Genomic DNA, 13,878 nt, shown 5'->3' on the forward strand with positions numbered 1-13,878 from the left:
GGGTCCCGTGATGAGGTCCGTCACGCCTGCGACCCGGGGCGAAGTATTTCCGAAGCCCGATGGGGAAGATTGCATCCGGCGTGAAGGTTGACCGAGGAGCGCCGGTCGTGCGGGACGGCATCAACCGTGACAGAGGGAGCGGACGTGGCGGATCAGCACATCGGTGTCGGTCGTCAGCGAGGTGCCCTGCCGTGGCCCCGGCCCCGTCGCATCGCCACCCTGTCGGTGCACACCTCGCCGCTGCACCAACCGGGCACCGGCGACGCGGGCGGCATGAACGTCTACATCCTGGAGGTCGCCAGGCGGCTCGCCGAGGCGAACGTCGAGGTGGAGATCTTCACCCGGGCCACCTCGGGTGACCTGCCACCGGTGGTGGAGATGGCCCCCGGGGTGCACGTCCGGCACGTCACCTCCGGCCCGCTGGAGGGGCTGACCAAGGAGGAGCTGCCCGGTCAGCTGTGTGCCTTCACCGCCGGGGTGCTGCGCGCCGAGGCGGCCCGCCCACCGGGGCACTACGACCTGATCCACTCGCACTACTGGCTGTCCGGGCAGGTCGGCTGGCTGGCCAAGGAGCGCTGGGGGGTGCCGTTGGTGCACACCGCGCACACCCTGGCCAAGGTGAAGAACGCCCAGCTCGCAGCCGGTGACCGGCCGGAGCCGAAGGCCCGGGTGATCGGTGAGGAGCAGGTCGTCGCCGAGGCCGACCGGCTGGTGGCGAACACCCGGGTGGAGGCGTCCGACCTGATCGACCGCTACGCCGCCGACCCGGCCCGGGTGGCGGTCGTCGAACCGGGGGTGGACCTGGACCGGTTCCGTCCCGCCGTCGGGGACCGGGCCGCCGCGACCCGCGCCGCCCGCCGCCGGCTGGGCCTGCCCACCGGGGGGTACGTCGTCGCGTTCGTCGGCCGGATCCAGCCACTGAAGGCCCCCGACGTGCTGGTCCGTGCGGTCGCGGCGTTACGCGAGCGGGATCCGGCCCTCGCCGAGCAGGTGACCGTGGTGATCTGCGGTGGCCCGAGCGGCAGCGGCCTGGACCGGCCCACCTCACTGATCGAGCTGGCCGCTTCGTTGGGGGTCGCCGACCGGGTCCGGTTCCTGCCGCCGCGCACCGGGGACGACCTGCCCGCCCTCTACCGGGCCGCCGACCTGGTGGCGGTGCCCTCGCACAACGAGTCCTTCGGGCTGGTGGCCCTGGAGGCGCAGGCCTGCGGCACCCCGGTCGTGGCCGCCGCCGTGGGTGGCCTGGTGACCGCCGTGCGGGACGAGGTCAGCGGCGTGCTCGTGCACGGCCACGACCCGACCGACTGGGCCCGTACGCTGGCCCGGCTGCTGCCCGACCGGGAGGGCCGGGAGGCGTTGGGCCGGGGGGCGGCCCGGCACGCCCGCAGCTTCTCCTGGGAACGCACCGTGTCCGGGCTGCTCGCCGTGTACGGCGAGGCGGTCACCGGGCACCGGGCACGGTTGGCGGCCCGGCTGGCCGAGGGGCCGGCCCTGACCGGATCCTGGTGACCGGGCCGGATCCGTGGCGCGGTAACCGGACCGGGGGTGCGGTGACCGGGCGCTGTCCGGTGGGTTCGTCACCCCGGCCGTAGAGTGGGTCCGATGAGCGCGAAGAGCGAGCTGGCGGCCCTGATCGAGGCGGTCTGCACCGAGCGGGAGCTGGAGTGGGAGGCCACCGGCGAGGGGTCGTACGCGGTCACCCTGCCCGGCACCCACAAGCTCAAGACGATCTGCAACCTGATCGTCGGGGAGCACGCGCTGCGGGTCGAGGCGTTCGTGATGCGTCAGCCCGACGAGCGGCGCGAGGAGCTGTGGGCGTGGCTGTTGCAACGCAACGCCCGGATGTACGGCGTCGCGTTCTCGATCGACGCGGTCGGGGACGTCTACCTCACCGGCCGGGTCAACCCGTCCGGGGTCGACGCCGACGAGCTGGACCGGTTGTTCGGTGCGGTGCTCAGCTATGCCGACGAGTCCTTCGACACCATGTTGGAGATCGGTTTCGGCAGTTCGATCCGCCGGGAGTGGGAGTGGCGGGTCAAGCGGGGCGAGTCGACCGCTAACCTCGCCGCCTTCGCCCACCTCTTCACCCCGTCCCCGGGAGGTTCGGACCGGTCCTGACGGGTATGCCGCACCGCTGCGGTGCGGCAGTGTGGGACCCGCCGCAGGCCGAGGACGGACTGTCGAGGAGCGTGTCATGGCTCAGCGGAACAGCTCAGGTCGCGGCGCGTCGGCGACCAGGACCACGCGTCAGGCCGGCAACCAGACCCCGAACACGCCGGGTATCTCCGAGTCGGAGATCTCCCGGATGAGGGTCGACGACATCCGGGGTCAGTTGCGCCGCCGGGGAGTCTCCGGGATCTCCGCGTTGCGCAAGCCGGACCTGGTGAAGACGCTCGCGCGGACGTTGCGCGCGGAGGGTCGGGCCGGCGGCGCCGCCCGACGCAGCACCGGCCCGTCCGGCCGGGCGCCGGCCAGGAAGAGCGCCGGGCCGACCGGTGCCGGTAAGGGCACCTCCACCCGGCGGGGGACCTCGGCACGGGCCAAGGCGGCTCCCGCCCCGGCCCGTAAGGCGACCCCCATCGCCGCCCGGCGGCCGGCGGCCTCATCCTCCCGGGCCAAGGCGACTCCTTCCCGGGCCAAGGCGATTCCCTCGCGGGCCAAGGCGACGCCGACCGCACGGGCGAAGACGTCGGCGGCGTCCCGGGCGAAGACGTCGGCCCCGTCCCGGGCGAAGGCGACGGCGGCGTCCCGGTCGGGACGAGCCGCCCTGTCGCGGCCGGGAGCGAAGGCGGCACCGGCAAGGGCCGCCACCCGCGCTGCGGGCGTGCGTACCGGGCGGTCCACCTCGCGGTCGGTACGGTCCTCACAGCTCATCACCTCCCCGGCGGACCGGCCGGAACGCCCGGGGCGCAGCCTGGTCACCACCAACCACCAGGTGATCCGGAACTGGGCCGCGGCACGCGGGGCCCGGCCGGCCACCATCGTCGGCACCGAGCGGGCGGGCCGGCCGGGGGTGCTCACGTTCGACCTCCCGGGTTACCGGCAGAGCCGGCAGGTGCGGGTGGTCAGTTGGGACGACTGGTTCCGGACGTTCGACAGCCGCAGGCTGAACCTGATCTTCCAGGAGCAGCTGCGGGACGGCCGGCAGAGCAACTTCTTCCGCACCGAATCACCCGATCGGGAAGACGGCTGAAGGGTTTGCGGGAATCGCTGCCGGGTAGCCGCGTGTTGGCAGTCACGAGACCCGGAAACGGCGTCAGCGCAGCTGGGACGGCCGGTGCTGTGACCGGCGGAACAGTGCTCGCGGGTTGAATCCGGAATCTGGGCGAACTAACTTTATTGCACCGCGTCACGCTCGGAAACGTTCGGGGGAGCGGCGGATCGATCAGATCCGTGCACCGGGCGAGGCGCGCATCGGGTGGAGCACACCGTTGGGGGACGGTGCCACCCGGGAACCGGCGGCGCGAGCGGGCGACGCTTACGGGGGTGAGGGTCGCCCGCCGCCGCCGGGCAGGCGGTACGAGCGCCCACCGCGACTTCCGGTCGCGGTGGGCGCTCTGCCGTTGCCGGTTCCTTCGTGGGCGGGCGGTGCCAGGCCCGGGTGGGCGGGTAGCGCCACGTCGTGGTGTCCGCCGGACCTGTATGGGCGGGCGGTGCCAGGTCCGGAGCGGGTAGCGAGCAGATGACCTGCCCACGAGATCGCTGGGCCTGTGTTGCCGGGCCGTCGCCCGGGTACGGGTAGCCCCGGGTCCGGCTGCGGCCACCCGGTACCCGTCTCCCGATGCTCGTTGCGTCCTTTCGAGCTGATGCCGTTGACGATTCAGGGGCGGTGGCACCTCACCCACGTGGTCCGCCTGCCCGATGCGGGGTACACACCTCCCGGTGAGGTGAGTCGTTTGCGTCATCAGCTCCAAAGGACGCTGATGGGGTATGCCTACGCTCTCGCGACTGCCCGGTGTGCGGTCCCGGGCGGGTCCGGGTCGTCGACCCGGGTGAGCCGCCGTGTTCGGGCCGGCTCGGGTGGGCGCGCTGGTGTCGTACTCAGGCGGGGGTGCGGGCGCCGACCGGCTCGGCGGGTGCGGTCGCGGCGGCCTCGGCCGACTGCGGGGGAGGCGGTTGGACGGCGGTGACCGGCACGACCGGGGCCCCGGGGTGGCGCAGGCGGGCCGCCCGACGTTCCCGGGCCGGCCCGGAGAGCAGGTGGGCCAGCGCGGTCGCCATGCCGATCGCGGCGCAGCCCAGCCAGAGCGCGCCGTTGCCGGCGTGTTCCCGGACCACCCCGCCGAGCACCGGGGCGACCGCCCCGGCCACCTGCCAGGACAGCGAGAAGACGCCCTGGTAGCGGCCCCGCAGCTCGGCCGGGGAGAGTTCGGCGATCAGGGTGGCGTTGGACGGGGAGTTGAGCATCTCGCCGAGCGTCCAGATCAGCACGGTGAGCCCGAAGAACCAGGCGGCGTCGGCGAACGCGGTCAGCCCGAAGCCGACGCCCATCACCACCGAGGCGAGGGCGAGCACGTGCGAGCGGCTCCGGCCCCGGATCAGCCGGGGGACGAAGAGTTGGCCCGCCACGATCAGCACCCCGTTGAGCGCGATCACCGAGCCGTAGGTGGCGGGGGAGAGCCCGGCGTCGCCCATCGCGATCGGCAGCATCGAGATGTGCTGGAGGAAGACCAGCGCGCCGAACAGGTTGAGCACGACGAACCCCAGGAATACCCGGTCGGCGGCGATGGTGCGCAGCGCACCCACCCGGGGCGGGCCGCTCGTCGCACCCTTGACGGCGCTGGTCGTCGGGGCGCGGCGGGTCTCGCCGACCTTGACGAAGATGATCAGCGCGGTGACCAGCGTGGTGGCCGCGTCGACCACGAACAGCAGCAGGTAGCCGGCCTCGGCGGCGAGGCCGGCTAGCACTGCGGCGCAGGCGAAGCCCAGGTTGATCGCCCAGTAGTTGAGCGAGAACGCGCGCAACCGGTCCCGCTCCGGCACCACGTCGATCATCATGGCCCCGAACGCCGGCCGGGCGGCCTCGGCGAACGTGCCGAGCAGCAGCGCACCCACCGCCACCGCCCAGAGGGGCCGGGCGAAGCCGAGTGACAGCATCATGGTGGCCGCGCCCAGGTGGGCGGTGAGCAGGGTCGGCCGCCGCCCCCACCGGTCGACCAGGGTGCCGCCCACGGTGGTGCCGACCGCGCCGCCGACCCCCCACAGGCCGATCACCAGGCCGGCCTGGGCGGCGGAGAAGTGGCGGGCCTGGGTCAGGTAGATGGCGAGGAAGACCAGCACGAACGAACCGAGCCGGTTGATCAGGGTGCCGGTCCAGAGGTACCAGAAGGTCCTCGGTAGCCCGCCTGTGGTCTCCCGGAACCAACCCCGTACCGTCCGCACGCCCGCGCCCCCGCTCAGGTAATGACTGTTGCCCTCGTAGCGCCTTACAACCTAGTTCCGGGGTCTGACACCGGTCACCCGGTTTTCCACGTGGTGGTCGTCACCACCACTGCCCGCGTGTCCCCGCGCCGCGTGCGGCAGGATGATCGGCATGACTGCGAGCGAGGGACCCACCGTCGGGACGCTGGTCCTGCTGCGGCACGGTGAGAGCGACTGGAACGCGAAGAACCTCTTCACCGGCTGGGTGGACGTCGACCTGACGGCCAAGGGCGAGTCGGAGGCCCGCCGTGGCGGCGAGCTGCTGCGGGAGCACGACCTGCTGCCGGACGTGGTGCACACCAGCGTGATGCGCCGGGCGATCCGCACCGCCGAGTTGGCGCTGAACGCCGCCGACCGGCACTGGATCGCGGTGCGCCGGTCGTGGCGGCTCAACGAGCGGCACTACGGCGCCCTGCAGGGCAAGAACAAGAAGCAGACCCTGGACGAGTACGGCGAGGAGCAGTTCATGCTCTGGCGTCGCTCGTACGACACGCCGCCGCCGCCGATCGCCGACGACGACGAGTTCTCCCAGGTCGGCGACCCGCGGTACGCGTTGCTGCCGACCGAGCTGATGCCGCGCACCGAGTGCCTCAAGGACGTGGTGGAGCGGATGCTCCCCTACTGGTACGACTCGATCGTGCCGGACATCCTCGCCGGCCGCACCGTCCTGGTGGCGGCGCACGGCAACTCGCTGCGCGCCCTGGTCAAGCACCTCGACCAGATCTCCGACGAGGCGATCGCCAAGCTGAACATCCCCACCGGCATCCCGCTGCGCTACGACCTCGACCCGCAGCTGCGCCCCATCACCCTGGGCGGGGCCTACCTCGACCCGACGGCCGCCAAGGAGGCCGCCGCCGCGGTCGCCAACCAGGGCCGCTGACCCGCAGTGAAGTGCTCCCCGCCCGGCGGAGGTCGCCGGGCGGGGAGCACTTCCCGTCGCGCGGTGCGGGTCAGCTCGTGGCGGGGACGGTCTCCCCGGTGATCAGGTAGACCACCCGCTCGCCGGCGTTCACCGCGTGGTCGGCGAACCGCTCGTAGAACCGGCCGAGCAGGGTGGCGTCGATGGCCGTCTCCACCCCGTACGGCCACCCGTCGCCGAGCAGCACCCCGAACAGGCTCTTGTGCAGGTCGTCCATGACGTCGTCGTCGCGGTCCAACTCGGCGGCGATGTCGGCGTCGGGGCTGGCCAGCACCTTGCCGATCTTCTCGGCCATCCGGTCGGCGACCGACGCCATGTCGGTGAAGACCGGCCGCAGCTCGGCCGGCACCGCCGGGGACGGGTGCCGGCGCAGGGCGGTCTTCGCCACGTGGTCGGCCAGGTCGCCCATCCGCTCCAGGTCGGCCGCGACGTGCAGGGCGGTGATCATCGCGCGCAGGTCGGAGGCGACCGGCGCCTGCCGGGCGAGCAGGTCGCAGACCCGCTCCTCGACGTGTTGGTAGAGGTCGTCGATCTCGGCGTCCCGCGCGATCACGGTCTCGGACGCCTCGCGGTCGGCGGTGAGCAGCCCGCGGGTGGCCTGGCGCATCGCGGCGCGCACCCCCTCCGCCATGTCCACCAGCAGTTGGCTGACAATCTGCAGGTCGGCCCGGAACTCGTCGCGCATCGTCACTTCCTGGGGTCGGTGCCGCCGGCAGCCCCCAGGGCCGTCGGCGTACGGGTTGAGCAGGTGCGGGACCCACCGTAGGCGGGGGCGACGGACCGCAGATGAACCCGGGTGAACGACGCGGGGCCCGGGAGTGAATTTCTCCCAAAGCGAGTGTGGTTCGTCCTGTTATGGGCGATAGCCAGGTTAACAATGACCCTACGATCGCCGGGTGGAGTGGGCGGTGGCGATCGTGGTGGCCCTGGGGACCGGACTGGTCGCCGGGCTGCTGCTGGCCCGACCCGTCCACGACTGGCGGCGTCGGATGACGCCGTCCGGGAGCGAGGGCTCCCGCTGGAACCTGGGGAGGCGTGCGATTCCCGACGACCAGTCCGGCGGGCTGACCGGGCTCGGCCGCAAGACCATCGACTCACTCCGCGCCGGTGTCGTGGTGCTCGGCCCGGACGACGTGCCGGTGCTGGTGAACCCGGCCGCCCGGGCGATGGGACTGCTCCGTACCGGCGCCACCCCCGGCACCATCGCGGCCCATCCGCTGATCCGTACCCTCGCCGGGCAGGTCCGGCGGACCGGGGTGCGGCGCGAGATCGAGCTGGACCTGCCCCGGGGTCGCGACAACGCCGGGGAGAACCCGCTCGGCGTGCACCTGCGGGCGATGGGCATCGGCGGCGGGTACATCGCCGTCGAAGCCGCCGACGTCACCGAGTCGCACCGGCTGGCCCGGGTGCGGCGGGACTTCGTGGCCAACGTCAGCCACGAGCTGAAGACCCCGATCGGCGCGCTGCAACTGCTCGCCGAAGCCCTCGTCGACGCCACCGAACCGGCCGACGGCGCACCCGACCTCTCCGAGGACATGCTGGCCGCCCGCCGGTTCGCCGAACGCATCCAACACGAGTCGACCCGGCTCGGCCGGCTGGTGCAGGAGCTGCTGGAACTGACCCGGCTCCAGGGCGCCGAGCCGCAACCCGCGCCGGAACCCGTCGCGGTCGACTGGGTGATCGCCGAGGTGCTCGACCGGACCCGCACCTCGGCCGCCGCCCGCCGGGTCCAGGTGATCACCGAAGGACAGCGGGGGCTGACCGCGTACGGCAGCGACAGCCAGCTCGCCACCGCCGTGTCCAACCTGGTGGAGAACGCGATCACCTACTCCGGCGAGGACACCACCGTCCGGGTCACCACCCGGGCGGACGACGACCACGTCACGCTCTCCGTCACCGACCAGGGCATCGGCATCGCCCCCACCGACGTCGACCGGATCTTCGAGCGGTTCTACCGGGCCGACCAGGCCCGGTCCCGCGCCACCGGTGGCACCGGCCTCGGCCTGGCCATCGTCAAACACATCGCCAGCAACCATGGCGGCCGGGTGGAGGTGGCGAGCACCCTGGGAGGGGGCTCGACGTTCACCCTCCGGCTACCCGCCGGCCCGCCGGACGCCCTGGAGACGATACTGCCGTCCGCTGGGATCGAGCCCGGCCCGGCCGAACTGCGCCGGTCCTGACCGTAGGAAAGGAAACACCCCGTTGAGCCGCGTACTGGTGGTCGAGGACGAGGAGTCGTTCTCCGACGCCTTGTCGTACATGCTCCGCAAGGAGGGATTCGAGGTCTCCGTCGCCGCGACGGGCACCTCCGCCCTCACCGAGTTCGACCGGACCGGCGCGGACATCGTGCTGCTCGACCTGATGCTTCCGGAGATGTCCGGGACGGAGGTCTGCCGGCAGCTGCGCCAGCGCTCGCACGTGCCGATCATCATGGTGACCGCCCGGGACAGCGAGATCGACAAGGTGGTCGGGCTGGAGATCGGCGCCGACGACTACGTCACCAAGCCGTACTCGCCCCGGGAGCTGGTGGCCCGGATCCGGGCGGTGCTGCGCCGGCAGAGCCCCGAGGTGACCGAGTCGGGTGCGCCGACGTTGGCCGCCGGCCCGGTCCGGATGGACATCGAGCGGCACGTGGTGACCGTCGACGGGACGACCGTGCAGCTCCCGCTCAAGGAGTTCGAGCTGCTGGAGCTGCTGCTGCGCAACGCCGGCCGGGTGCTCACCCGGGGGCAGCTCATCGACCGGGTCTGGGGTGCCGACTACGTCGGTGACACCAAGACCCTGGACGTGCACGTCAAGCGGCTGCGATCCAAGATCGAACCGGAGCCGTCCGCGCCCCGGTTCATCGTCACCGTGCGCGGGCTGGGCTACAAGTTCGAGCCGTAGGCCGGCGGCGCACGGCGTTCACCCCTGCGGGCTGGCCGGGTGCGGGGCGATCTGACCCTGGCCCAGCCGGGCCGCGCACAGCTCGGCCAGCCTCGCGTACGCGGGTGCGCCGATCAGCGCGGTCAGCTCCGGGCCGTACGACAGGTACATCGGCTCGGTGCCGACGTGCGCGTCGGTCGACGAGGTGCACCACCAGTCCAGGTCGTGCCCGCCGGAACCCCAGCCCCGCCTGTCGAACTCGGCGAGCGTCGACACCAGCACCTTGGTGTCGTCGGGCCGCTTGGTCCACTCCTGGTCCCGGCGGATCGGCAACTGCCAGCACACGTCCGGCTTGTATTCCAGCGGGTGCACGCCGTCGCGCAGCGCCTGGCCGTGCAGGGCGCATCCGCCCCCGCCGGGGAAGTCGGCGTCGTTGAGGAACACGCACGGGGCGTCCTCACCCCGGGTGGCGGTACGCCGGGCCGGGTTCTTGCCGTCGATGGTGTCGGTCGCGGTCCAGTTCTTCGTACCCCTGCGGAAGTGCTGCCAGGTCTGCGGGGTGAGCCGCTTGACGGCCGCGCGGACCCGCTTCTCGTCGTCGGTGTCGGTGAAGAACGCGCCGTGCGAGCAGCAGCCATCAGCGGCCCGGCCGGCGACGATGCCGTGGCAGCCCTGGCCGAACACGCACGTCCAGCGGGACAGCAGCCAGGTGAGGTCGGCGCGGACCAGGTGCCGCTCGTCGGCCGGGTCGACGAACTCGATCCACTCCCGGGGAAAGTCCAGCCCCACCTCCCGGCTGCGGGGGTCGCCGGGGTCGTCCACCAGCACGTGCAGCTCCACCTGGCTCGTCACCCGGACCAGCGTACGCGCGCCCGGTGCGGCCGGCCGGCGTGCCACCGAAACCCGGTGGCCCTAGGGTCTTCCCATGCGGCTGGGTGTGCTCGACGTCGGTTCCAACACGGTTCATCTGCTGGTGGTCGACGCCCACCACGGCGCGCACCCGTGGGCGGCGCACTCCGAGAAGGTGGTGCTGCGGCTGGCCGAGCAGATCGGCCCGGACGGCGCGCTCACCCGGGCCGGCGCGGACGGGCTGGTCGAGGCGGTCGGCGCGGCGCGCGCGTCGGCCACCGCGCTGGCCGCCGACGATCTGCTGGCCTTCGCGACCAGCGCGGTGCGGGAGGCCACCAACGCGGCCGAGGTGCTCACCCGGGTGCGGGAGGAGACCGGCGTACGGCTGGAGGTGCTCTCCGGTGCGGACGAGGCGCGGGCGACGTTCCTCGCGGTGCGACGGTGGTTCGGCTGGTCGGCGGGGCGGTTGCTGGCGATGGACATCGGCGGCGGCTCGTTGGAGTTGGCGGCCGGCATCGACGAGGACCCGGAGGTGGCGGTGTCGCTGCCGTTGGGGGCCGGCCGGTTGAGCCGGGACCGGCTGCACGTCGACCCGTCGGGGCTGACCCCACCGACCGCCGAGGCCGTGGAGGAGCTGCGGGAGTACGTCGACGCGCAGCTCGACCCGGTGGTGGAGAAACTGGCCGGGGTGGGCTGGGAACGGCCGGTCGCCACCTCGAAGACCTTCCGGACGCTGGCCAGGTTGGCCGGGGCGGCCCCCTCCTCGGCGGGGCTGTGGGCGCGGCGCAGCCTCACCCGCACGGGGGTGCGGCAGGTGTTGGGGTTCGTCCGGCACATCCCACCGGGCAAGCTCTCCGGGCTGGAGGGGGTCAGCGCCGGGCGGGCCCACCAACTGCTGGCCGGGGCGGTGGTGGCCGAGGCGGTGCTGCGCCGGTTCGACGTGCCGGCGGTGGACATCTGCCCGTGGGCGCTGCGTGAGGGCGTCATCCTCAGACGGTTGGATCAGCTGGCACCGATGTGACGTACGCCGGTGGTTGCGCGGCTTTTGCGGTTGCTCGTCCGGAACTGTGGTGGCGGGCCGGGCTACCCTCGGAGATGTGACTTCCCGCGTCCCGGTGCTCCTGTCCAGTTCCTCGGTCTTCCCTGAGCGGACCGCGGCGGCGTTCCAGCTCGCCGCGGCACTCGGCTACGACGGGGTCGAGGTGATGGTCTGGACCGACGCCGTCAGCCAGGACGCCGGCGCGCTGCGTGGCCTCGCCAAGCACTACGGCGTCCCGGTGCTGTCGGTGCACGCCCCCTGCCTGCTGGTCACCCAGCGGGTGTGGAGCCCCGACCCGTGGGAGCGGCTGCGGCGGGCCGCCGAGCTGGCCGACACGCTGGAGGCCCCGACGGTGGTGGTGCACCCGCCGTTCACCTGGCAACGCGACTACGCCCGGACCTTCGCCGACGGGCTGGCCACCGTCGCCGCCCGGTTCACCGGGCTGCACCTGGCGGTGGAGAACATGTACCCGGTGCGGATGGCCGGCCGGCAGTTCGTCCCGTACGCGCCCGGTTGGGACCCGACCGACGTCGGCTATCCCGCGTACACCCTCGATCTGTCGCACTGCGCCGCGTCGCACAGCGACCCGCTGGCGATGGCCGACCGGATGGGTGCCGGCCTGGCCCACGTCCACCTGGGCGACGGCACCGGCGAGGGCCGCGACGAGCACCTGGTCCCCGGCCGGGGCACCCAACCCTGCGCCGAGCTGCTCCGCTCCCTGGCCGGCCGCGGCTTCACCGGCTCGGTCGCGGTGGAGGTCACCACCCGGGGCGCCAAGAGCCGCGCCGTCCGCGAGGCCGACCTCCGCGACTCCCTCACCTTCGCCCGCGCCCACCTGACCGCCCCCACCCCCCTAAACGCCTAACCCCCCCACCTCCCCTCCCACCCCACCCCCGCCCCACCCCCACTTCGCCCCGGTGATCAAGAGGTTTGCGTCATGTTCGGGCGTGAATCTGACGTAAACCTCTTGATCAACTGACGTAAACCTCTTGATCACCGAGGCGGAACGGGAGGGCGGGCGCGGGAGGGGGAGAGCGCGGGGGAGGGGTCAGGGGACCGGGGTGAGGGTGGGTTGCTCGGCGGCGCGTTTGCGGGCGCGGTGGGCGGCGACGTGGGAGCGGGTGGCGCAGCGCTCCGAGCAGAACCGGCGGCAGCAGTTGGACGAGGTGTCCAGGTAGACGTTGCGGCAGCGTTCGTCGGCGCAGACCCCGAACCGGGCGCTGCCGTACTCGCAGAGCCACACCGACAGGCCCCACGCCGCGCCGGCCAGGTATTCGGCGCTGACCGACGCGCCCCGGCTGGTCACGTGCATGTGCCAGTCGCTGGAGTCGTGACCCGAGATGCGCGGCTGCACCGGGAACGCCTCCAGCATGGCGTTCAGTTCGGCCACCGCCTGGGCGTCGCGCCCCGAGGTGCCGTACTCGAAGACGTCGCGCAACCGCTTCTGCGCCCGCCGGAAGATTGCCAGGTCCCGGTCGGCGACCTCGTCGCGCATCCACGCGTTGTCGTCCGGAAAGAGGGCCCGCAGGTCGTCGAGGTCGTCCAGGTGGGCGTTGACTAGGTCAACCCCGGTCCTGGCGTACGCGTCGAAGTTCACCCGACCAACGGTAGACGACTCATGCGGCACGCGGCGCGTCGATGTAGTGCGGCAGGAAGCGTGCGTAACCGTCGGTGATCAGACTTTCGCTCTCCCGGATGCCGACGCCTGCGGACTCGCCGTCGACGATCCAGCTGCCCAGCACCATCCGACCCCCGTCGAACTGCGGCAACGCCCGGAACTCCTGATAGCAGAAGCCCTCGTCACCATAGATCCCCGGATTGCTGATCTCCGTGTCGCCGGTGACGATGCGTACCGAGCCGCCCTCCCGGCCGAGCAAGGGCTTCGCCACGTACTCCGGCATTCCGCGCGGTGAGTCCAGGTAGGCCGGGAGCAGCAACTCGTGCCCCGGGTACAGCTCCCAGAGCACCGCCAGCAGCGCCTTGTTCGACAGCAGCAGCTTCCAGGCCGGTTCGATCCAGGTGGTCGGGGTGCCCGGGTCCAACGCCGGTCGGCCGTACGGCTCGGCCAGCATCCACTCCCACGGGTAGAGCTTGAAGCAGGTGGTGACCGGCCGGTCGGCGGCGTCGACGAAGCGCCGGCCGTCCCACCCGACGTGCTGGATCGGCAGCAGCGTCACGTCGAGCCCGGCCTGCCGGGCCGTCTCGGCCAGGTAACCGGCGGTGATCTGGTCCTCGCCGGACTCCTCCTCGTTGGACCAGCACACGTGCACCCGCCGGTCGTGCAGCCCCGACCCGATCTTGGCCCACGCCCCGACCAGCCGCTCGTGCAGGCTGTTCCACTGGTCGGCGTCGGGCCGGGTGTCCTCCAGCCAGTACCACTGCACGATGCTCGCCTCGACCAGGGCGGTCGGGGTGTCGGCGTTGTACTCCAGCAGCTTCGGCGGCCACGAGCCGTCGTAGGCCAGGTCGAACCGGCCGTACAGGGTGGGTGGGCGTTCGTGCAGCGACCGGGCCACCGCCTGCGCCGCCCAGTCGGGGATGCCGAACTCGGCGTACCGGTTGCGGGCCACCACGTGCTCGGCGGCGGCCACCGACATCCGGTGCAACTCCTCGGTCGCCTCCTCCAGCCGCAGCACCTCGTCGAGGTCGAAGACGTACGCGGCGGACTCGTCCCAGTACGACATGATCTCGCCGTCGGGCAGTTCGGTGTCGACGTACACCAGGCCCTGGGTGCGGATCACCGAGTCGAAGTCCGGGCGGGGGGTGACCCGCTCCCGGCGCACCG

13 protein-coding genes are annotated in these 13,878 nt (G+C 72.5%); 8 read left to right on the forward strand and 5 right to left on the reverse strand.

All coding sequences use genetic code 11. The annotated features are described in order from the left end of the window. The first annotated feature begins 144 nt into the window (after window positions 1-144). The 3 genes from mshA to AB0B63_RS17005 all read left to right on the forward strand — a co-directional run bounded on the left by mshA (window position 145) and on the right by AB0B63_RS17005 (window position 3,193). A complete protein-coding gene (mshA, locus tag AB0B63_RS16995) occupies window positions 145-1,509 on the forward strand; it encodes a D-inositol-3-phosphate glycosyltransferase (RefSeq protein WP_357019410.1) in 1,365 nt (454 codons plus the stop codon). 93 nt (window positions 1,510-1,602) lie between these two features. Continuing rightward, window positions 1,603-2,118: a YbjN domain-containing protein gene (locus tag AB0B63_RS17000; RefSeq protein ID WP_357019413.1), complete on the forward strand. Its 516-nt coding sequence runs from the start codon at window positions 1,603-1,605 to the stop codon at window positions 2,116-2,118. Window positions 2,119-2,305: 187 nt separating this feature from the next. Continuing rightward, complete coding sequence (locus tag AB0B63_RS17005; RefSeq protein WP_357019604.1) at window positions 2,306-3,193, forward strand: hypothetical protein; 888 nt, start codon at window positions 2,306-2,308, stop codon at window positions 3,191-3,193. A gap of 848 nt (window positions 3,194-4,041) precedes the next feature. Here the strand turns inward: AB0B63_RS17005 and AB0B63_RS17010 are convergent. Further along, complete coding sequence (locus AB0B63_RS17010) at window positions 4,042-5,382, reverse strand: MFS transporter (RefSeq protein WP_357019416.1); 1,341 nt, start codon at window positions 5,380-5,382, stop codon at window positions 4,042-4,044. A 151-nt stretch (window positions 5,383-5,533) separates the two neighbouring features. Here AB0B63_RS17010 and AB0B63_RS17015 point away from each other — a divergent pair, with 151 nt between their 5' ends. Beyond that, complete coding sequence (locus AB0B63_RS17015) at window positions 5,534-6,301, forward strand: phosphoglyceromutase (protein WP_208567913.1); 768 nt, start codon at window positions 5,534-5,536, stop codon at window positions 6,299-6,301. A gap of 70 nt (window positions 6,302-6,371) precedes the next feature. Here AB0B63_RS17015 and phoU read toward each other — a convergent pair whose 3' ends face one another. Further along, a complete protein-coding gene (gene phoU / locus AB0B63_RS17020) occupies window positions 6,372-7,025 on the reverse strand; it encodes a phosphate signaling complex protein PhoU (protein WP_357019420.1) in 654 nt (217 codons plus the stop codon). A gap of 211 nt (window positions 7,026-7,236) precedes the next feature. Between phoU and AB0B63_RS17025 the strand changes: the two genes are divergently transcribed. Further along, window positions 7,237-8,520, forward strand: coding sequence for an ATP-binding protein (locus AB0B63_RS17025; protein WP_357019423.1), 1,284 nt, complete (start codon window positions 7,237-7,239; stop codon window positions 8,518-8,520). A gap of 22 nt (window positions 8,521-8,542) precedes the next feature. Then, window positions 8,543-9,226: a response regulator transcription factor gene (locus AB0B63_RS17030; RefSeq protein ID WP_091242387.1), complete on the forward strand. Its 684-nt coding sequence runs from the start codon at window positions 8,543-8,545 to the stop codon at window positions 9,224-9,226. Between the two features lie 18 nt (window positions 9,227-9,244). Here AB0B63_RS17030 and AB0B63_RS17035 read toward each other — a convergent pair whose 3' ends face one another. Next, on the reverse strand, window positions 9,245-10,057 hold the full coding sequence (locus AB0B63_RS17035) for a hypothetical protein (RefSeq protein ID WP_208567916.1): 813 nt from the start codon (window positions 10,055-10,057) through the stop codon (window positions 9,245-9,247). 73 nt (window positions 10,058-10,130) lie between these two features. On the opposite strand from AB0B63_RS17035, the gene AB0B63_RS17040 reads away from it, so the two are divergent. Both AB0B63_RS17040 and AB0B63_RS17045 read left to right on the forward strand, forming a co-directional pair. Continuing rightward, window positions 10,131-11,075 carry a Ppx/GppA phosphatase family protein gene (locus AB0B63_RS17040; RefSeq protein WP_357019427.1) on the forward strand — a complete coding sequence of 315 codons (945 nt, stop codon included), beginning with the start codon at window positions 10,131-10,133 and terminating at the stop codon, window positions 11,073-11,075. A 76-nt stretch (window positions 11,076-11,151) separates the two neighbouring features. Continuing rightward, on the forward strand, window positions 11,152-11,958 hold the full coding sequence (locus AB0B63_RS17045; protein WP_357019430.1) for a sugar phosphate isomerase/epimerase: 807 nt from the start codon (window positions 11,152-11,154) through the stop codon (window positions 11,956-11,958). 183 nt (window positions 11,959-12,141) lie between these two features. Here the strand turns inward: AB0B63_RS17045 and AB0B63_RS17050 are convergent, their stop codons facing one another. Together AB0B63_RS17050 and AB0B63_RS17055 are read right to left on the reverse strand one after the other, a co-directional pair. Beyond that, complete coding sequence (locus AB0B63_RS17050) at window positions 12,142-12,690, reverse strand: CGNR zinc finger domain-containing protein (RefSeq protein WP_208568315.1); 549 nt, start codon at window positions 12,688-12,690, stop codon at window positions 12,142-12,144. A 19-nt stretch (window positions 12,691-12,709) separates the two neighbouring features. Next, window positions 12,710-13,876, reverse strand: a complete 1,167-nt coding sequence (locus AB0B63_RS17055; RefSeq protein WP_357019433.1) for a glutathionylspermidine synthase family protein — start codon at window positions 13,874-13,876, stop codon at window positions 12,710-12,712. Window positions 13,877-13,878: the final 2 nt, after the last annotated feature.

This window comes from Micromonospora sp. NPDC049081, assembly GCF_040648835.1.
Lineage (GTDB): Bacteria > Actinomycetota > Actinomycetes > Mycobacteriales > Micromonosporaceae > Micromonospora > Micromonospora antibiotica.

Excerpts from the sequence above, each read along its gene's own strand:
- AB0B63_RS17000 (WP_357019413.1), top strand. The coding sequence starts at position 1,603 with ATGAGCGCGAAGAGCGAGCTGGCGGCCCTGATCGAGGCGGTCTGCACC.
- AB0B63_RS17015 (WP_208567913.1), top strand. The coding sequence starts at position 5,534 with ATGACTGCGAGCGAGGGACCCACCGTCGGGACGCTGGTCCTGCTGCGG.
- phoU (WP_357019420.1), bottom strand. The coding sequence starts at position 7,025 with ATGCGCGACGAGTTCCGGGCCGACCTGCAGATTGTCAGCCAACTGCTG.
- AB0B63_RS17040 (WP_357019427.1), top strand. The coding sequence starts at position 10,131 with ATGCGGCTGGGTGTGCTCGACGTCGGTTCCAACACGGTTCATCTGCTG.
- AB0B63_RS17005 (WP_357019604.1), top strand. The coding sequence starts at position 2,306 with ATGAGGGTCGACGACATCCGGGGTCAGTTGCGCCGCCGGGGAGTCTCC.